Raw genomic sequence first — 19,422 nt, 5'->3', positions numbered from 1 at the left:
CTCCTCGCTAAGTCTGTTGATAGATCTGGTAGATCCGCGCTTTCAGAAAGCTTGCGCAGGATACAGCAAGAAAAATGACAATCAGACTTTTAAATCCATTTGGTTCGACGGGCGGGATTGTCTAGACAAGTGCGACAGGGTGACGCAGGGCGAATGCAGGGGAGAGCCTGCTCGCGATGAGTGCGCCTGATCGTTCCCACGTCGAGGCGTCGAACCGTCCGCGTGGGAATGCAGCCCGGGACGCTCCGCGTCCCTGCCGAAGCGGACGCGGAGCGTCCATTGAGGCATTCCCACGCGGAGCGTGGGAACGATCAAGACCAGGGGGAGTTATTTGCAGACGTTGGCGATCGCTTCGGCCAGCAGGTCGAGACGCGTCGCATCAATCCCGGCAACGTTGGCCCGGCCCGAGCTGACCATGTACACACTGTGATGCTCGCGCAGGTTCTTCACCTGTTCCGGCGACAGACCGGTGTAGGAGAACATTCCGCGTTGCACGCCGATGTGCGCAAAACGCTCGCGCAGACCGTGCGGTTCCAGCGCTTCCACCAGACCGCTGCGCAATTGGGCGATGCGCAGACGCATGGCTTCCACTTCGTCGGCCCAGCGGCGTTTCAGCTCCGGGTCGGCGAGGATCGTGGCGACGACAGCGGCACCGTGATCCGGTGGCGTCGACCACAGGTTACGTGCGATGTGCGCCAACTGGCTGCGGATGTCGATCAGCTTGTCAGCGGTTTTCGCGCTGACGATCAACGCACCGGTGCGGTCGCGGTACAGGCCGAAGTTCTTCGAGCAGGAACTGGTGATCAGCAGCTCGGGCAACTCGGCGGAGAACAGCCGGGTTGACCATGCATCCTGCTCCAGACCGTCGCCAAAGCCCTGGTAGGCAAAGTCGATCAGCGGCAGCAGGTCACGGCGGCGTACCACCTCCAGCACCCGCTGCCAGTCGTCGTGGCTCAGGTCGAAACCGGTCGGGTTGTGGCAGCACGCGTGCAGCAGCACCACATCACCTTTCGGCACTTCGTTGAGTACGGCGAGCATCGCATCGACGTCGAGGCGGTTGTCGCTGCCGACGTACGGGTAATGGCTGATCTTGACCCCGGCGGCCGCGAAAATCGTTTCGTGGATCGGCCAGGTCGGGTTGCTCAGCCATACGCCTTTGCCCGGCAGGCATTGGGCGATGAAGTCCGCCGCCAGACGCAGGGCGCCAGTGCCGCCCGGCGTCTGAGTGGCGCCGGCACGTTGCTCGGCGATCAGCTTCGAATCGACGCCAAGCACCAGCTCATTGATGACCTTGCCGAACAGCGGATTGCCGTGGCCACCGATGTAAGTCTTGGTGTCCTGGCTCTCGACCAGACGCGCCTCGGCGATTTTCACCGCCTCGGGGATCGGCGTCAGGCCCTGGGCATCCTTGTAGACGCCGACGCCGAGGTCGAACTTGCGCGGGTTGGAGTCCTGCGCGTAGGCCTCCATCAGGCCGAGGATCGGGTCGCCGGGCACCCGGCCGATGGCGTCGAAGTGCATTACTTGCGTCCTTCTGCAGTCTTGGCCACTTCGTCAGTGCGCGCGGCCATGATGAAGTCGTTGCGGTGCAGGCCCTTGATCGAGTGGCTCCACCAGGTCACGGTGACTTTGCCCCACTCGGTGAGCAGGCCCGGGTGGTGACCTTCGGCCTCGGAGATCTCGCCGACGGCGTTGGTGAACGCCAGCGCGTGCTTGAAATTCTTGAACAGGAAGACTTTTTCCAGCTGCATGATGCTGTCGCGTACTTCGATGTTCCAGTCAGGGATCTGCTTGATCAGGATCGGCAGTTCTTCATCGCTGACTTGTGGGGCATCGGCACGGCAGGCTTCGCAATGGGCTTGGTTCAAAGTGGACATGGTGGACTTCCTGAAATCTGAAGGTGTTTTTTTATATTGGCCGTCAAAGTCGCCACGCTAAACCAAAGTGGCGACGACTGACAGACTCACTTGTAAGCAAAAGTCGCGGGTCACGCGGCTTTCGGTTTTGGCGGAAACTTCGGTGCGTGCAGACCCAGCTGCATGCCTTGCTTGACCATGGCCATGATGTCTTCGTGGGCCAAGTCGAACAGGCGCTTGAGGTTCGGCAGGACAAAGTACAGCGGTTGCAGGATGTCGATGCGATACGGCGTGCGCATGGCTTCCAGCGGATCGAAGGCCTGATGCTCGGGCTCGTCCGACAGCGAATAAACAGTTTCTTTTGGCGAGGACAGGATGCCGCCGCCGTAGATGCGTTTGCCTTGCGGGGTGTCGACCAGGCCGAACTCGATGGTCATCCAGTACAGGCGCGCCAGGTAAACGCGTTCTTCCTTGGTCGCCTGCAGGCCGAGCTTGCCGTAGGTGTGGGTGAATTCGGCGAACCACGGGTTGGTCAGCAGCGGGCAGTGGCCAAAGATCTCGTGGAAAATATCCGGCTCCTGCAGGTAGTCCAGTTCTTCACGGGTCCGAATGAACGTGGCCACCGGAAACTGCTTGCTGGCGAGCAATTCGAAAAAGGTCTGGAAAGGGATCAGCGCCGGGACGCGGGCAACCTGCCAACCGGTGGTCTCGCCGAGCACCTTGTTGATCTCGCCCAGTTGAGGAATGCGGTCGTGGGGCAGACCGAGTTTTTCGATACCGTCCAGGTATTCCTGGCACGCACGACCCTCGATCACTTTCATCTGGCGGGTGATCAGCGTGTTCCACACCGCGTGTTCTTCTGCGGGGTAGTCGATAAAACCTTGCGCATCGGGCTCGCGGGCCACGTATTGCGTCTGCTTCATACTGCTCTCCTGCGAGGGGAATTTCGTTCTTGTTATGTCCTGCGATGGACTGAGAAATACCCCGGAACGTTTGTTGTTGCAGCAGGTTGAAGACTGGCTGAGTAGGAAAAGTCTCTTTAATTCGTAAAATTTTCGTTACGCTTCGTGCGATAAGTCGTGTTTGCGGTGACTGTCGGGTTTGAAAAGGCTTATGGCTGTCACATAATCTTGACGACTATCTTGCGCGCGGCGCAGAAAATTCCGGCGTCAGACCACCTTTTCACCTGTTTCGGGCCTTTATATGCGTATCAAAGTCCACTGCCAGAACCGCATCGGCATCCTGCGCGACATTCTCAATCTGCTGGTGGAGTACGGGATCAACGTCGCCCGTGGCGAGGTGGGTGGTGAGCATGGCAACGCGATCTATTTGCATTGCCCGAACCTGATCAACATTCAGTTCCAGGCGCTGCGACCGAAGTTCGAGGCAATTGCCGGAGTGTTCGGCGTCAAGCGGGTAGGGCTGATGCCCAGCGAGCGGCGGCACATGGAGTTGAATGCGCTGCTCGGTGCGCTGGAGTTTCCGGTGCTGTCGATCGACATGGGCGGCTCCATCGTGGCGGCCAACCGGGCGGCGGCGCAGTTGCTCGGGGTGCGGGTGGACGAGGTGCCGGGGATTCCGTTGTCGCGTTACGCCGAGGACTTCGACCTGCCGGAACTGGTGCGCGCCAACAAATCGCGAATCAACGGCATGCGGGTCAAGGTCAAGGGCGACATCTTTCTGGCCGACATCGCGCCGCTGCAATCTGAACACGACGACAGCGAAGCCATGGCCGGTGCTGTGCTCACCTTGCACCGCGCGGACCGCGTCGGCGAGCGGATCTACAACGTGCGCAAACAGGAGTTGCGCGGTTTCGACAGCATCTTCCAGAGCTCGAAAGTGATGGCAGCGGTGGTGCGCGAGGCCCGGCGCATGGCGCCGCTGGATGCGCCGTTGTTGATTGAGGGCGAAACCGGCACCGGCAAGGAATTGCTGGCGCGGGCCTGCCACCTGGCGAGCCCGCGTGGTCAGTCGCCGCTGATGGCGCTCAACTGCGCGGGGCTGCCGGAGTCGATGGCCGAGACCGAACTGTTCGGCTACGGCCCCGGTGCCTTTGAAGGCGCTCGGGCCGAAGGCAAGCTCGGGCTGCTGGAGCTGACGGCGGGCGGCACGCTGTTCCTCGATGGTGTCGGCGAAATGAGCCCGCGCTTGCAGGTGAAACTGCTGCGCTTCCTGCAGGACGGCTGCTTCCGCCGTGTGGGCAGTGATGAAGAGGTTTACCTGGATGTGCGGGTGATCTGCGCAACCCAGGTGGATTTGTCGGAGCTGTGCGCGCGCGGCGAATTTCGCCAGGATCTGTATCACCGCTTGAACGTGCTTTCGCTGCACATCCCGCCACTGCGCGAATGCCTCGACGGTTTGACGCCGCTGGTGGAGCACTTCCTCGATCAGGCCAGTCGACAGATCGGCTGCCCGCTGCCGAAACTGGCACCGGCGGCGATGGATCGGCTCAGTCACTACCATTGGCCGGGCAATGTGCGGCAACTGGAGAACGTGCTGTTCCAGGCGGTTTCGCTGTGCGACGGTGGCACGGTCAAGGCCGAGCACATTCGCCTGCCGGATTACGGTGTGCGTCAGCCGCTTGGCGATTTCTCCCTCGAAGGCGGGCTCGACGAGATTGTCGGGCGCTTCGAGAAGGCGGTGCTGGAGCGCTTGTATTCCGAGCATCCGAGCAGCCGGCAACTGGGTAAGCGGCTCGGGGTTTCGCACACTACGATTGCCAACAAGCTGCGTGAGTATGAAGTCGGCAAGGAGTCAGGCAGCGCCTAATCAGCCCCACACTGATCCCCCCCCCCACGCTGATCGTTCCCACGCTCTGCGTGGGAATGCCTCAATGGACGCTCTGCGTCCGCTTTGGGACGCGGAGCGTCCCGGGCTGCGTTCCCACGCGGACGGTTCGACGCCTCGACGTGGGAACGATCCGCGATCCGCGATCAGCAATCAGCAATCAGGGTCAGGTGTTTGCCGCCAAGCGGCATGACACCGCCGGTTTTTCGTCTTCGATACATTTCCCTCCTCCCCGCAAAATCCCTCAAGTCCTTTGTTTACCGGGTCGTGGGCCGCCAGAAAAAAGTTGGTCTGCAAATTGCTTATGGCTCAGCAGTACAGCGGTGGGCGGCAAACGTCCGGCATGCAGAGGAAAGAGTGTGGACAAGTACCTTTATGTGGCAATGACCGGCGCCAGCCAGAACGCACTGGCGCAAAAGGCTCATGCCAACAACCTGGCGAACATCTCCACCAACGGTTTTCAGCGCGACCTGGAGCAGGCGCGTTCGATGCCGGTGTTCGGTGACAGCTTTCCGGCGCGTGCGTTTGCGATGAGCGAACGGCCCGCCACCGACTTCACGCCGGGCTCGCTGGTGCAGACCGGCCGTGACCTCGACGTCGCCGTGTCGGGTAACGGCTGGATCGCCGTGCAGAACCCAAATGGCGGTGAAAGCTACGTGCGCACCGGCAGCCTCAACATCGATGCCCTCGGCGTGTTGCGTGCCGGCAACGGCATGCCGGTCATGGGCAATGGCGGGCCGATCGCGGTGCCGCCGGAGCAGCAGGTGGAAGTCGGCGAAGACGGCACCATCAGTATTCGAGCGATGGGCGAGGGCCCGCGCGTCATGGCCGAAGTCGACCGCATCAAGCTGGTCAATCCGGACATCAAGAACATGAACAAGGGCCTGGACGGTTCGATTTACACCAAGGACGGCCAGCCTGCGCCGGCCGATGCCAACGTCAAACTGGTGTCGGGTTTCCTGGAATCGAGCAACGTCAATGCCGTGGAAGAAATGACGTCGGTGCTGGCCCTGGCCAAGCAATTCGAATTGCACGTCAAGATGATGAACACCGCCAAAGACGACGACCAGGCCATGGCTCGGGTCTTGCAGATCAGCTAATTATCAGAACGTCGCGCCGTAAAACAGGCGCACGAGGAGAATCGAATGCTTCCGGCTCTATGGGTTGCCAAAACCGGTCTGTCCGCCCAGGACACCAACCTGACCACCATTTCCAACAACCTGGCGAACGTGTCGACCACGGGTTTCAAACGTGACCGCGCCGAGTTCCAGGACCTGCTGTACCAGATCAAGCGTCAGCCAGGCGCCCAGTCGACCCAGGACAGCGAACTGCCGTCGGGTCTGCAAGTGGGTACCGGTGTGCGCATCGTCGGCACCCAGAAAAACTTCACCGCCGGCAGCCTGCAAACCACCGAGCAGCCGCTGGACATGGCCATCGACGGTCGCGGTTTCTTCCAGATCCTGCAGCCGGACGGCACCACGTCCTACACCCGTGACGGTACGTTCCACCTCGACTCCAACGGCCAGATCGTCAACGCCAGCGGTTTCGCCCTGGAACCGGCCATCGTCATCCCGAACAACGCCCAGACCTTCACTGTGGGCCGTGACGGCACCGTGTCGATCACCACCGCCGGCAACGCCGCCTCGCAAGTGATCGGCAACCTGCAAACCGCCGACTTCATCAACCCGGCCGGTCTGCAAGCGGTGGGCAACAACCTGTTCCTGGAAACCGCCGCCTCCGGTGCGCCGCAAGTCGGTACGCCGGGCCTGAACGGTTTCGGTACCACCCTGCAGAACACCCTGGAAACCTCCAACGTCAGCACCGTGGAAGAGATGGTCAACATGATCACTACTCAGCGCGCGTACGAGATGAACTCCAAGGTGATCTCCACCGCCGACCAGATGCTCTCGTTCGTAACGCAGAATCTGTAATCAAGTCTATGAGGCGGCCATGAGGCTGCCTGCAACACCGTGAGGTAAGGGTCATGAAACGCTTTGTATCTGTTGTGGCATTGAGCGGGGTCGTCTCGCTCGCGGGCTGCGTCGCTCCGACGCCCAAGCCCAATGATCCTTACTACGCCCCGGTGTTGCCGCGCACACCGTTGCCGTCGGCCGCCAACAACGGCTCGATCTATCAGGCCGGTTTCGAGCAGAACCTGTACAGCGACCGCAAGGCGTTCCGGGTCGGTGACATCATCACCATCACCCTGAACGAGAGAACCCAGGCCAGCAAGAACGCCAACTCTCAGGTGGCCAAGAACAGCAAGACCGGCATCGGCCTGACGTCGTTGTTCGGCAGCAGTGCAACCACCAACAACCCGATCGGCGGCAATGACCTGAGCCTGAGCGCCAGCTATGAAGGCGACCGCGCGACCAAGGGTGACAGCAAGGCCGCCCAGGGCAACACCCTGACTGGCTCGATCACCGTGACCGTCGCCGACGTGTTGCCCAACGGCATCATCGCCGTGCGTGGCGAGAAGTGGATGACCCTCAACACCGGCGACGAGCTGGTGCGGATCGCCGGTCTCGTGCGGGCCGACGACATCGCCACCGACAACACCGTGTCCTCGACCCGGGTCGCCGATGCGCGCATCACCTACTCGGGCACCGGTTCGTTCGCCGATGCGAGTCAGCCAGGCTGGTTCGACCGTTTCTTCCTCAGCCCGCTGTTCCCTTTCTAGGTGGCTACGTTGAATTTCAGAAGCCTCATGATGGCCGCGTTTTTGTTGTCGGCGGCCTTCAATGCACAAGCCGAGCGGCTGAAGGACATCGCCAGTATTTCCGGCGTGCGTTCCAACCAGTTGATCGGCTACGGCCTGGTGGTCGGCCTCAATGGCACCGGCGACCAGACCACGCAGACCCCGTTCACCCTGCAGACCTTCAACAACATGCTCTCGCAGTTCGGCATCAAGGTGCCGCCGGGATCGGGCAACGTGCAGCTGAAAAACGTCGCGGCAGTGTCGGTGAGTGCCGATCTGCCGGCGTTCGCCAAACCGGGTCAACAGGTCGACATCACCGTGTCGTCCATCGGTAACTCCAAGAGCCTGCGCGGCGGCACGCTGTTGCTGACCCCGCTCAAGGGTATCGACGGCAACGTCTACGCCATCGCCCAGGGCAACCTGGTGGTCGGTGGTTTCGATGCTGAAGGTCGTGACGGTTCGAAGATCACCGTCAACGTTCCGTCGGCCGGTCGCATCCCGGGCGGTGCGTCGGTCGAGCGTTCGGTGCCGAGTGGTTTCAACCAGGGCAACAGCCTGACGCTGAACCTCAACCGTTCCGACTTCACCACTGCCAAGCGCATCGTCGACAAGATCAACGACATGCTCGGCCCAGGCGTGGCCCAGGCCATCGACGGCGGTTCGATCCGTGTGACCGCGCCGCTCGATCCGAGCCAGCGCGTCGACTATCTGTCGATCCTGGAAAACCTCGAAGTCGATCCCGGTCAGGCCGTGGCGAAAGTCATCATCAACTCGCGTACCGGCACCATCGTCATCGGCCAGAACGTGAAGGTGTCGCCGGCCGCCGTGACCCACGGCAGCCTGACCGTGACCATCACCGAAGACCCGATCGTCAGCCAGCCGGGCCCGCTGTCCAACGGCCAGACCGCCGTCGTGCCGCGCTCGCGGGTGAATGCCGAACAGGAAGCCAAGCCGATGTTCAAGTTCGGCCCGGGCACCACCCTCGACGAGATCGTCCGTGCGGTGAACCAGGTCGGCGCCGCGCCGGGTGACCTGATGGCCATCCTTGAAGCACTGAAGCAGGCCGGCGCGTTGCAAGCCGACCTGATCGTGATCTGAGGACGGCGACCATGGATATGCGCAAAAGCGGTCTGGTCAGCAGCAGCGATTCGGGTTCGTACTCCGACCTCAATCGTCTGAATCAGCTCAAGGTCGGCGACAAGAACAGCGATGCGAACATGCGCAAGGTTGCGCAGGAATTCGAATCGCTGTTCCTCGGTGAAATGCTCAAGTCGATGCGTTCGGCCACTGAAGCGCTGGGTCAGGACAACCCGCTGAACACGCCGGCGGCCAAGCAGTATCAGGAAATGTACGACCAGCAACTGGCGGTTTCCATGTCCCGCGAGGGTGGGGGTATCGGCCTGGCCGACGTGCTGATGCGCCAGATGTCGAAGAACAAACCGATGGCGCCGGGCGAGGCTGCGGCCGCATCCGCTGCCAAGCAGGAAGAAGCCAAAGCCAAGGCCGCTGCCGTGGCCACGCCGATTGCTGCCGGCACCGTGGCTACGAATGGCCCGTTGTCGCGACTCAATGGCGAGCGTCCGCTGTGGGCGTCGCGTTCGGTGCATGCGCCGAGCACCGAACTGACCCATCGCAATGACATGGAAATGATCAACCAGCGTCGTCTGGCACTGCCGCCGAAACTGGCGGATCGCTTGCTCGCCGGTCTGGTGCCGTCGGCCACGCCGGCGGCGACCACTCAACTGCCGCAACGCGCCACGACCGCCGCTGTCACCGGTTCCGGCCCGCTGTACAACGGCGACTGGCTGGACCGCGCCGAGGCCGATAAAGCCTCGGGCGGGCAGATGCAGATTTACGGCCGCGCCATGGCGCAGATCCCGCTGGCACCGGCGAAGAAAGCGTTCGGCAACGCCGACGAATTCGTTAACACCATGCTGCCGATGGCGCAGGAAGCCGCGGCACGCATCGGCGTCGATCCGCGTTATCTGGTGGCTCAGGCTGCGCTGGAAACCGGCTGGGGCAAATCGGTCATGCGCGCCCAGGACGGCAGCAGCAGTCACAACCTGTTCGGCATCAAGGCGAGCAGCAACTGGAAGGGCGATTCGGCCCGGGCGATCACCAGCGAATTCCGCAACGGGCAGATGGTCAAGGAGACGGCCGAGTTCCGTTCCTACGCCTCGTACAAGGACAGCTTCCACGATCTGGTGACTTTGCTGCAGAGCAATAATCGCTATCAAGATGTGCTGAAGTCGGCCGATAACCCAGAACAGTTTGTACGCGAATTGCAAAAGGCCGGTTACGCGACCGACCCGAACTACGCGACGAAGATTTCGCAGATTGCCAGGCAGATGACGGTCAATCAGAACTACGCTGCGGCCGGCGTTTCAACAACGCCCTTATAAACACAAGGTAAGGTTTGAATCATGAGTTTGCTCAATATCGGGATGTCGGGGTTGGCCGCGAGTTCATCCTCTCTGGCTGTGACGGGTAACAACATTGCCAACGTCGACACCGCCGGTTATTCACGCCAGCAAACCGTGCAGGGCACCAAGTCCTCGATTCAATACGGTAACGTGTTCATCGGTACCGGTACGACCCTGGCCGACGTGCGCCGGGTGTACAACTCCTACCTCGAATCTCAGCTGCGTACCGCCACGTCGCTCAATAGCGAAGCCGCCGCTTTCGGTGCGCAGGCGACCGCACTGGACGGCTCGCTGTCCGACACCAACACCGGCCTGACCGGCGTGCTGCAGAAATTCTTCACCTCGATGCAAGGCGTATCGACCTCGGCCACCGACGACACTTCCCGTCAGTCGGTACTGACCGGCGCGCAGGCCCTGACCAGTCGCTTCAATGCACTGGCCAAGCAGATGAACGATCAGAACGCCACGCTCAATGGCAACCTGTCCGACATGGCGTCCCAGGTGAACAAGCTGGCAACCTCGATTGCCACGCTGAACCAGAAGATCGGCGAGATCTCCACCAGCGGCGGCCAGCCGAACGATCTGCTCGACAGCCGTAACGAAGCCGTGCGTCAGCTCTCCGAGCTGACCGGCGCGCAAGTCGTTGAGCGTGGCACCAGCTTCGACATCTACATCGGTAGCGGCCAGCCGTTGGTCATCGGCAATACCACCAATACCCTGAGCACCGTGCCGCTCAAGGGTGACCCATCGCGCATGGGCATCCAGATGGATCGTGGTTCGAGCACCATCGACATCACCTCGGCGATGACCGGCGGTGAAATCGGTGGTCTGCTGACTTATCGCAAGGAAGTGCTCGATCCTGCACTCAACGAGCTGGGCCGTGTGGCACTGGTCGTTGCCGACCAGATCAACCGCCAGCAAGCCCAGGGCATCGACAAGAACGGTGACTTCGGCGCAGCGATTTTCAACAACATCAACAGTGCCGCCCTGATCAGCCAGCGCAGTATTGCCCAGTCCGGCAATAGCGCAGGTTCGGGCAACCTTGATGTCACCATCAAGGACACCGGCAAGCTGACCACCAGCGACTACCAGGTCACCTTCACCAGCGCGACCAACTACACGGTCAAGCGCTCCGACGGCACCGACATGGGTTCGTTCAGCACCACGACCACGCCGCCTCCGGTAATCGACGGCTTTACCCTGGCCCTTAACGGTGGTGCCCTGAGTGCCGGCGACACGTTCAAGGTCACCCCGACCCGCAACGCGGCGGCCAGCATCCAGACCGTTCTCACCGATCCGAAGAAAATCGCGGCAGCCGCACCGTTGACCGGCGTGGCCAGTGCCAACAACTCAGGCACCTACACCCAGCCGACGCTGACAGACGTCGTCGATATCTACAACCCGGCGTCCCAGGCGGAGCTGCAGAACGCGCTCAAGTATTCGACCCCGGTCAAACTGGTATTCGGCGCCACCACCAGCGGCAGCCAGACTTACAACATGGTTGATGCCAAGGGTGCCACGATCGGTTCCGGCGTCATCGTTCCCGGTCAGGCGAACACCCTGAACCTGAAGATCGGCATGGTCGACTCCACCGGGGCTCCGGTGATGGACACCACCGTCATCCCGAACGTGCAAAAGACCTTCACCGTGCAGACCACCGTGGGCGCGACGCCGAAGTCCGGCGAAACCTTCACCATCAACCTGACCGGCGCAGCCTCTTCGGACAACCGCAACGCCCAGGCACTGGTCGGTCTGCAGACCAAGCAGACCGTCGACACCGGCACGGCGAGCAAGGGCATCAGCCTGACCGACGCCTACAACAAACTGGTGACCAACGTCGGTACCCAGGCCGCCCAGAGCAAGTCCGACGGTGCGGCCACCACGGTGATCCTGGATCAGGCCCAGGGTGCGCGGGACTCGCTGTCCCAGGTCAACCTGGATGAAGAGACCGGCAACCTGGTCAAGTATCAGCAGTACTACACAGCGTCTTCGCAGATCATCAAGGCTGCGCAGGAAACTTTCGCCACGCTGATCAACAGCCTTTAAGGAGCCGTAATTCATGCGCATTTCCACCGCCCAGTATTACGCGACACAAGCTGCCCAATATCAGCGCAACTACAGCAAGACGGTCGCGACCGCCAACGAAGCCAGCAGCCTGCAGCGCATCAACACCGCCGCCGACGATCCGATCGGGGCTGGTCGTTTGCTGCGCCTGGGTCAGCAGGCCGCGATGCTCGATCAGTACAAAGGCAACATCGACACCACCAAGAGCTCGCTGACTGTTCAGGAATCTACGCTGACGGCCATCACCGACGCTTTGCAGCGCGCCAAGGAAATCGGGCTGGCAGCCAATAACGGCATCGCCACCGACAAGGACCGCCAGGCTTACGCCGCCGAACTGAGCCAGATCCAGCAACAAGTGCTGGGCCTGATGAACTCCAAGGACGCCAACGGCAACTACCTGTTCTCCGGCTCGAAGACCGATACCGCGCCGTACTCGCAGAACGCCGATGGCACCTACACCTACAACGGTGACCAGACCCAGATCAACCTGGGCATTGGCGATGGTTTGTCGGTGGCCACTAACACCACCGGTTGGGATGCTTTCCAGCAGACCATCAATACTGCGCGCACCCAGACCAACATGACGGCTCCGGCCGTTGATGACGGTCGCGTTGTGCTGACCAACGGTGTCGTTGGCAACGCGGCGACGTACAACTCCAAGTTCACGGCCGGCCAGCCGTACACCGTGGACTTCATCAGCAGCACTCAGCTGAAGATTACCGATGCCTTGGGCAACGATGTGACGGCCGAAGCCAGCCAGAACGGTCTGATCAGCAACAGCAACGGCGCCAACCAGACGGTCAGCTTCCGCGGTGTCGATCTGAAGCTGAACATCAATCTCAAGGCTGGTGATACCAACCCGGATGCGGTGATTGCCGGCCACAGCTTCCAGCTGTCGGCCACGCCGGACACTTTCAATACCGCACGCAGCCCGGGCAACCCGTCGACTGCGGTTATCACCGGTTCCAGCGTGACCAACCAGGCAGCCTACAACGCGGCCTTCCCGTCGGGCGGCGGTGCAGTCTTGAAATTCACCAGCGCCACCGCGTTCGACTTGTATGCGGCGCCTGTCACCGCTGACAGCAAGCCGATCTCGTCGGGCACCGTGGCTGGCGGCAACGCGACGGCGGCCGGTGTGACCTTCGCTCTCGGTGGCACGCCCGCGGCCGGTGACCAGTTCTCGATCCAGTCCAACAACCACCAGACCCAGAACGTGCTCGACACCCTGGGCCAGATGGTCACGGCGCTGAACACCCCGATCGACGGTGATCCGGTGGCCAAGCAGAAATTCCAGGGGGCAATGGAGTCGGCACTGGGCAACATCGACAGTGCCGCCAACCAGATCGGCAGTGCGGTGACGTCCATCGGTGCCCGCGGGCAGTCGCTGGATGACCAGAGCACCACCAACCAGAGCCTGCAACTGGCGAACGCCACCACCCAGGGCACGATCCGTGATTCGGATCCGGCCGAAGTGATGACCCGCCTGACCTTGCAGCAGACCATGCTGCAGGCCTCGCAGCTGGCGTTCAGCAAAATCTCTCAGTTGGGCCTGTTCAACAAGATCTGAAGCCTGAGCGGGCGCGCAAGCGCCCGCTTGCTCCGTTCGCTCTGTATCATTTGTCTTTTTCTGCGGTTTCAAAGGGCTCGCTGTTCCGGGCGGGTTCCCGCCGCTTGCGAGTCCGCCGTGAATTCACTTCCTCTTGTCAGCCTCGTCATTCCTGCCTTCAATCCGCGCTTCTTCGAGCGGACATTGAACAGTGCTGTCAGCCAGACTTACAGCCCTCTGGAAATCATCGTCTGCGATGACAGTCGGGGTTCCGAGATCGAACGCATCGTCGCGTCGGTCATCGAGCAGTCCGGCGTCGAGGTGCGCTACGTGCGCAATCCGCGCACCCTGGGAATGATCGGCAACCTCAAGGCGTGCCTGAGTCAGGCGCAGGGCGAGTTCATCAAGTTCCTGTGCGACGACGATCACTTGTATGCCGACTGCATCCGGCAGCAGGCCCAGGAGATGATGCGTGAAGAGGTCAGGCTGGTACTGGCTCAGCGACTGTTCTGGGATGCGCAGGACATCATCCTGCCCGCGCGCCTGGAAAACACGTCGTTGTCGCCGCACAGCGGTCTGTTCAAGGGCGACGATCTGCTGGGCATCTTCGAGAAATTCCCGGTCAACGTCCTCGGTGGATTCACCAACGCACTGTTCCGGCGTGCCGACGTTGAAGAGCTGTTGCCGGCGCTGACTCAGGAAGGTCACTGCTTCGTCGCGTCGCTGGATTTTGCCCTGTACGTCTGCCTGCTGCGGCGCGGCAATCTGGCCGTCTCCAACAACGTGCTCAGCGCCGAGCGGCTCTACCCGGAACGTCTGAGTGCGCAACAGCCGATGAAAGACGCGCTCGAGGTCGAGCGTGAGTGGATGCTGCAGATGCTCAAATCGCGCAGCGGCGAAGCCGCGCCGGCGCCGGGATGGGTTCGCTATGTTCCGCTGAGCAAGGCCGATGAGTCTCCGCGGGTCTGGGAAGAGCTGCCGCTGAGTCGCACCCTGGGCTCCAAACAGAGCCGTCAGGAGTGGAGTGTCGGCATCGACAGCTGGAGTTTTGCCGAGCTCTACGCGCAGTGGCTCAACTGCCGGGTACTGACCGAAGGTCAGCGCACGTTGCTGCCGGAAACCCTGGCCGGCTGGTCGCATCAACCCCGGATCGTGCCGATCGTCATCGACGGGCAGGGCAGTCGTGACAGTGTCGAACGCACACTGGCGTCGCTCGCCGCTCAGGATTATCCGCCGGAGCTGATCCTTGTCCTGTCCGCCTCGTGTACCGAAACCGAGCTGGACGGGCGGGTGTTCCGCATGCCTTTGCAAGACGACGGCATGGAGCAGATCAATGCGCTGCTGCCGCAACTGGCGGGAGCCGACTGGTTCTACCTGCTGCAGGCGGGTGATCGGCTGGTGGCGCCGGCGTTGCTGGTCATGGCCGAGCGCATCGTGCATTCCCCGTCACTGAAATGTCTGTACAGCGACGAGGGCAGCTTGCGTGACGGGGAGTCGGCAGAACCTGCGTTCAAGCCGGATTTCAACCTCGACCTGATGCGCAGCTACCCTTATGTGGGCCGGGCACTGGCGTTCGAGCGTGAGCGTTTTCTGGCGCTCGGTGGTTTTGCACCTGACTTCGCTCAGCTCGCGCCGCACGATGTGTTGTGGCGTCTGGTCGAGAGCGATGGCACACAGGTTGTCGGCCACATTGCCGAGGTCATGCTGGAGTCGCCTTTCGACCTGTCGAAGTGGCTGGCGGCCCCGGGCGTCCTCGAACAGAATCCGCGCGTGCTCGAAGCGCATCTGCAGCGTCTGGGTCTGGCCCACGACATTCGCCGTGGCAGCTGCGAGCTGCTCAATCGTGTCGACTATCATCACGCCCGGCGTCCGCTGGTGTCGGTCATCATTGTGACCCGGGACCAGACCGCCGCCTTGCAGCGTTGCGTCGAGACGCTGCTGGAAAAAACCGCCTACACCGAGTACGAGCTGCTGCTGGTCGATAACGGCAGCACCAGTGCCGAGGCGCTGGCCTGGCTGGACGGCATGGCGCAACTGGGCAGCGACCGGGTTCGCGTGCTGAGCTTCGCGCAACAGGGCAATGCAGCCGCCACGCACAACTTTGCGGTAGGGCAGGCCCGCGGCGAATACGTGCTGATGCTCAATACCTTTGCGGTGATCACCCAGTCCGACTGGCTGGACGAACTGCTCAATCATGCGCAGCGCCCGGAAGTCGGGGTCGTCGGCGCCAAGTTGTACAATCCGGACGGTTGTGTGCTGCATGCCGGCCTGATTCTGGGTATGCAGGGCGCCGTGGGATTGCCCTTCTATGGTCAGTCGCTGCAGGCGGACGGGTACATGTTCCGCTTGCAGGCGGTGCATGACCTGAGTGCGGTCGGCGGTGATTGCCTGATGATTCGCAAGGCTGTCTTTGATGCTGTCGACGGGCTCGACGAACAGGATCTGGCGCAGGCCCTCAATGTGGCGGATCTGTGTCTGCGCGTCGGCCGGGAAGGTTACCTGGTGGTCTGGACTCCTTATGCCATGCTGGCCCTGGGCGCGCGGCCGACGGCCGAGGCCACGGCAGAAGAAGAGCAACTGCAGATTCAGGAACACGAAACGTTCTACAAGCGCTGGTTGCCACTGATTGCGCGCGATCCTGCGTTCAACGTCAATCTGGCGGTGCAGGGTGTCGGTGCGACCAGCTTCAGTCTGGAGCCGGGCCTGCGTACCGGCTGGAGTCCGTTTTCGCGCAAACAGTTGCCGAATGTGCTGGCGGTGCCCATCAACGCTTCCGCCATTGGTCACTATCGCATCAGCCAACCGATGATCGAACTGGAGGCGGCCAACCGTGCCGAGGGGCGGATCTGCTACGGTTTGCCTTCGATCATCGACATCGAGCGGCAGGCTCCCGATGTGATCGTATTGCAGGGGCGCTATTCGGAAAGTGCCATCGATGAAATTCCACCGCTGAAAAACTTTTTCAACGCCCGGCGGATCTACGAGCTCGATGACTATGTCATCGATGTCCCTCATCGCAACGCGCACATTCGCAACATGCCGAACAAGCAGGAAATGGAGCGGCTGGTGCGGCGGGCGATCGGTCTGTGCGATCGGGTGGTGGTGTCTACCCAACCGCTGGCCAACGTTCTGTCGGACATGCATCACGACATCCGGGTCGTACCGAACATGTTGTCGCGGCACTTGTGGACCGACTTGCGCAGCCAGCGTCGCACCTCGAAAAAGCCGCGGGTCGGCTGGGGCGGCGGCACCAGCCACCACGGTGATCTGGCGGTGATTGCCGATGTGGTCCGTGAACTGGCAAACGAGGTCGACTGGGTGTTCTTCGGCATGTGCCCGGATGACTTGCGTCCGTACATGCACGAGTTCCACGGCGTGATCCCGCTGGATGTGTATCCGGCGAAACTGGCCAGCCTCAACCTTGACCTGGCCCTGGCACCGCTGGAGTTCCACATCTTCAACGACTGCAAGAGCAACCTGCGCCTGCTGGAGTACGGCGCGTGCGGCTACCCGGTGGTCTGCACCGATACCGAGGCCTATCAGGGTTACCTGCCGTGCACCCGGGTCAAGACCAACTCCACCGAGGAGTGGCTGCAAGCGATCCGCATGCACCTGGCTGATCCGGATGCCAGTTACCGCATGGGTGATCAGCTGCGTGAAGTCGTACTGCGCGACTACGTGCTGCGCGGCGACAACCTGCGGTACTGGGAAAACGGCTGGCTGGCCGACTGACCGGCACTGCTGAAAAAAAAGGCGACTTTCGAGTCGCCTTTTTTGCGTCTTCAAGATTCTGTTTGTATCGGTATTGATACTTTTTTCACCGCAGAGCCTCAAGAATCGGAATTTTCCTGTCGATACTTCTCTATTCGCTGACCTCGGACGGTTGCTGCTGGCGTGATCGGCTTGTGCCCGGGAGGCCGGTTTCCCGATTCAACAACAACGCAAGGAAGACGCAAATGTCAGTAGTGAATGGAACGAGTGAGGCAGATGTCCTGTCGGGCACCGATGGCAATGACGAACTCTATGGAATGGAGTCGGACGATGTGTTGCTGGCAAGTGCCGGCAATGATCTGCTGGATGGCGGTGAAGGGTTTGATACGGCGAATTATTACGCCTTGTCCTCGGGGGTGAGCGTCGAGTTCAACGATACCTCGACGACCGTCACTGCCGCTGACGGCAAGGTCGATACGCTGATCGGCGTGGAGAAGGTCTTCGGCACTTTTCAAAATGACACCTTCACCAGCAATGTGGCCGGCGTGACGCTGGAAGGCAGTGCCGGTGACGATGTGTATATCGTCGGCAGCGAAGGTGTAACGATCATCGAGGAAAACTATCTCGGCTACGACGAGCTGCGCACCAGTCTCAATACCATCAAGATGGACCCGTTCATCGAGAAGCTGACCTTTACCGGCACGGGCGACTTCAAGGGTTACGGCAATGCCAGCGACAACGAGATCATCGGTGGCACCGGCAACGACTGGCTGTGGGGCGGCGCCGGCGCTGATCACTTCGTGGGTGGCGAAGGCTTCGATACCGTCAGCTATAGCGACAGCCTTGAAGGTGTGAGAGTCCACGACTTCGAGAACTACGACGCATTGACCATCGCCGCTGGCGACACCTTCACCGGCATCGAGGCGATTCAGGGATCGAATTTCGATGACGTGGTGTATCTGCTCGATAACGCCATGATCGTGGATGGCGCTGATGGTTACGACACCGTGAGCTACCGCCTCTCCTGGGACGGCGTCAATATCGGCATTGGTCAGCAGGCAGGTGCTCCGGATGTCACGTTGGTGAACGTGGAGAAAGTCATCGGTACGCCGTTCGCTGACCACTTCACCGCCAACGTCGGCGGCCTGACCCTGGAGGGCGGCGCGGGTGATGATGTGTACACGATCAACAGCGAGGGCGTGACCATCGTCGAGCAGAATTTCCCCGGTGGCATCGATCAACTGAACACCAGCCTGTCGTCGATGCACATGGCTGCGTTCATCGAGAACATGACCTACACCGGCACTGCGGACTTCACTGGATACGGTAATGACGAATCCAACAGAATCATCTCCGGTGCCGGCAATGACGTCCTGTCGGGTGGCGCGGGCGGTGATCGCTTTGAGGGCGGAGCCGGTATCGACATCGTCAGCTACGACGACAGCAACGAAGGGTTGAGCGCCTCGCTGGGCTGGGGGCCGCAAAGCGGTATCGCGCTCTACGATACCTACGTCGATATTGAAGGGCTGCGCGGTAGCCGGTTCGATGACTTCCTGCGAGGCGACTCGGGTGACAACGTCCTCGAAGGCGGGTCTGGTAGTGACCAGATTGTGGGTGGCGATGGCAATGACTATCTCTATGGCGGACTGAAATCCGGTCTCGACACAAATGTCGCGCAGGCCGACTTGCTGTCTGGCGGTTCGGGCGATGACGTCATCGTCAGTGTCGTGAATGACCTGGGTACATTGGCCCATGGAGACGAGGGCGATGACACCGTCACGGTCAACCGCGGCGGTGCCTACGGTGATGAAGGCAATGACGTGCTGACCGGGACCGGCAGCAACTACATGCTGTTCGGTGACAGCGGTAATGACGTGCTGGTTCTCAACCTTGCGGGCCAGTCCGGCACTGGCGGCTTCGCGTTCGGCGGTACGGGTGATGACACCTATGTCGTGAACACCACCGGGCTGGTAACGATTCAGGACGAAGGCTGGGACCTCAATGACACGCTGATCCTGAATACTGTCGCCAATCTCAGCCAGCTGAACGTCACTCGCATCGGTGATGACGCCTATCTGCATGGCGCCAACGACGGCAGCGTCGGCGTTCCCGACAGCGGCGTGAAACTGCAAGGCTGGTACGCCGAGTCTGCCGGGTATCCCGGGTATGCCGGGTACAACAAAATCGAGCATCTGCAGACCGCTGACGGCAAGGTCTACGACCTGCCGGCCACGATCGATGGATTCGCGATGTTTGGCTGATTCGTCCGACTCATTGAAGTAGCTTGATGAAAGGGATGATTCCGGCAACGGAGTCATCCCTTTTTCATGTCCGGAT

13 protein-coding genes are annotated in these 19,422 nt (G+C 61.3%); 10 read left to right on the top strand and 3 right to left on the bottom strand.

Translation table 11 applies throughout. The features are described 5' to 3' along the window. Window positions 1–327 precede the first annotated feature (327 nt). The 3 genes from CAF80_RS01450 to phhA all read right to left on the bottom strand — a co-directional run bounded on the left by CAF80_RS01450 (window position 328) and on the right by phhA (window position 2,779). On the bottom strand, window positions 328–1,521 hold the full coding sequence (locus tag CAF80_RS01450; protein ID WP_085666722.1) for an amino acid aminotransferase: 1,194 nt from the start codon (window positions 1,519–1,521) through the stop codon (window positions 328–330). Further along, the gene (locus CAF80_RS01445; protein WP_003222798.1) at window positions 1,521–1,877 is read right to left on the bottom strand and encodes a 4a-hydroxytetrahydrobiopterin dehydratase; all 357 of its coding nucleotides are present in this window, start codon (window positions 1,875–1,877) and stop codon (window positions 1,521–1,523) included. Before CAF80_RS01445 ends, CAF80_RS01450 begins: the two co-directional genes overlap by 1 nt. A 110-nt stretch (window positions 1,878–1,987) precedes the next feature. After that, complete coding sequence (gene phhA / locus CAF80_RS01440) at window positions 1,988–2,779, bottom strand: phenylalanine 4-monooxygenase (RefSeq protein ID WP_039765515.1); 792 nt, start codon at window positions 2,777–2,779, stop codon at window positions 1,988–1,990. A 280-nt stretch (window positions 2,780–3,059) separates the two neighbouring features. On the opposite strand from phhA, the gene CAF80_RS01435 reads away from it, so the two are divergent. From CAF80_RS01435 to CAF80_RS01390, 10 genes are all read left to right on the top strand, one after another. Further along, the gene (locus CAF80_RS01435; RefSeq protein WP_039765517.1) at window positions 3,060–4,625 is read left to right on the top strand and encodes a sigma-54-dependent phenylalanine hydroxylase transcriptional regulator PhhR; all 1,566 of its coding nucleotides are present in this window, start codon (window positions 3,060–3,062) and stop codon (window positions 4,623–4,625) included. A 377-nt stretch (window positions 4,626–5,002) separates the two neighbouring features. After that, on the top strand, window positions 5,003–5,743 hold the full coding sequence (locus tag CAF80_RS01430) for a flagellar basal body rod protein FlgF (RefSeq protein ID WP_007958343.1): 741 nt from the start codon (window positions 5,003–5,005) through the stop codon (window positions 5,741–5,743). A gap of 45 nt (window positions 5,744–5,788) precedes the next feature. Continuing rightward, a complete protein-coding gene (gene flgG / locus CAF80_RS01425) occupies window positions 5,789–6,574 on the top strand; it encodes a flagellar basal-body rod protein FlgG (protein ID WP_039765524.1) in 786 nt (261 codons plus the stop codon). 53 nt (window positions 6,575–6,627) lie between these two features. Beyond that, window positions 6,628–7,323 carry a flagellar basal body L-ring protein FlgH gene (flgH, locus tag CAF80_RS01420; RefSeq protein WP_039765527.1) on the top strand — a complete coding sequence of 232 codons (696 nt, stop codon included), beginning with the start codon at window positions 6,628–6,630 and terminating at the stop codon, window positions 7,321–7,323. Window positions 7,324–7,350: 27 nt separating this feature from the next. Next, complete coding sequence (locus CAF80_RS01415; RefSeq protein ID WP_074692277.1) at window positions 7,351–8,439, top strand: flagellar basal body P-ring protein FlgI; 1,089 nt, start codon at window positions 7,351–7,353, stop codon at window positions 8,437–8,439. An 11-nt stretch (window positions 8,440–8,450) separates the two neighbouring features. Continuing rightward, window positions 8,451–9,743, top strand: a complete 1,293-nt coding sequence (gene flgJ / locus CAF80_RS01410) for a flagellar assembly peptidoglycan hydrolase FlgJ (RefSeq protein WP_085666721.1) — start codon at window positions 8,451–8,453, stop codon at window positions 9,741–9,743. Between the two features lie 21 nt (window positions 9,744–9,764). Then, a complete protein-coding gene (flgK, locus tag CAF80_RS01405) occupies window positions 9,765–11,810 on the top strand; it encodes a flagellar hook-associated protein FlgK (protein ID WP_039765533.1) in 2,046 nt (681 codons plus the stop codon). A 13-nt stretch (window positions 11,811–11,823) separates the two neighbouring features. Further along, entirely contained in the window at window positions 11,824–13,395 is a 1,572-nt protein-coding gene (locus tag CAF80_RS01400; RefSeq protein ID WP_039765536.1) for a flagellar hook-associated protein 3, read from the top strand. Between the two features lie 117 nt (window positions 13,396–13,512). Continuing rightward, window positions 13,513–17,106, top strand: a complete 3,594-nt coding sequence (locus CAF80_RS01395) for a glycosyltransferase (RefSeq protein WP_085666720.1) — start codon at window positions 13,513–13,515, stop codon at window positions 17,104–17,106. Window positions 17,107–17,330: 224 nt separating this feature from the next. Further along, entirely contained in the window at window positions 17,331–19,346 is a 2,016-nt protein-coding gene (locus tag CAF80_RS01390; RefSeq protein ID WP_085666719.1) for a calcium-binding protein, read from the top strand. Window positions 19,347–19,422 lie beyond the last annotated feature (76 nt).

The organism is Pseudomonas sp. B34(2017) (assembly GCF_002112915.1).
Classification (GTDB): domain Bacteria; phylum Pseudomonadota; class Gammaproteobacteria; order Pseudomonadales; family Pseudomonadaceae; genus Aquipseudomonas; species Aquipseudomonas pharyngis.
The sequence above is the reverse complement of the archived record's forward strand: the minus strand, read 5'-3'. Positions and strand labels throughout refer to the sequence as shown.

Coding starts and splice junctions, on each gene's coding strand:
- CAF80_RS01445 (WP_003222798.1), bottom strand. CDS start 1,877: ATGTCCACTTTGAACCAAGCCCATTGCGAAGCCTGCCGTGCCGATGCC.
- flgH (WP_039765527.1), top strand. CDS start 6,628: ATGAAACGCTTTGTATCTGTTGTGGCATTGAGCGGGGTCGTCTCGCTC.
- flgG (WP_039765524.1), top strand. CDS start 5,789: ATGCTTCCGGCTCTATGGGTTGCCAAAACCGGTCTGTCCGCCCAGGAC.
- CAF80_RS01390 (WP_085666719.1), top strand. CDS start 17,331: ATGTCAGTAGTGAATGGAACGAGTGAGGCAGATGTCCTGTCGGGCACC.
- CAF80_RS01450 (WP_085666722.1), bottom strand. CDS start 1,521: ATGCACTTCGACGCCATCGGCCGGGTGCCCGGCGACCCGATCCTCGGC.
- CAF80_RS01400 (WP_039765536.1), top strand. CDS start 11,824: ATGCGCATTTCCACCGCCCAGTATTACGCGACACAAGCTGCCCAATAT.
- flgJ (WP_085666721.1), top strand. CDS start 8,451: ATGGATATGCGCAAAAGCGGTCTGGTCAGCAGCAGCGATTCGGGTTCG.
- phhA (WP_039765515.1), bottom strand. CDS start 2,779: ATGAAGCAGACGCAATACGTGGCCCGCGAGCCCGATGCGCAAGGTTTT.
- CAF80_RS01415 (WP_074692277.1), top strand. CDS start 7,351: ATGATGGCCGCGTTTTTGTTGTCGGCGGCCTTCAATGCACAAGCCGAG.
- CAF80_RS01435 (WP_039765517.1), top strand. CDS start 3,060: ATGCGTATCAAAGTCCACTGCCAGAACCGCATCGGCATCCTGCGCGAC.
- flgK (WP_039765533.1), top strand. CDS start 9,765: ATGAGTTTGCTCAATATCGGGATGTCGGGGTTGGCCGCGAGTTCATCC.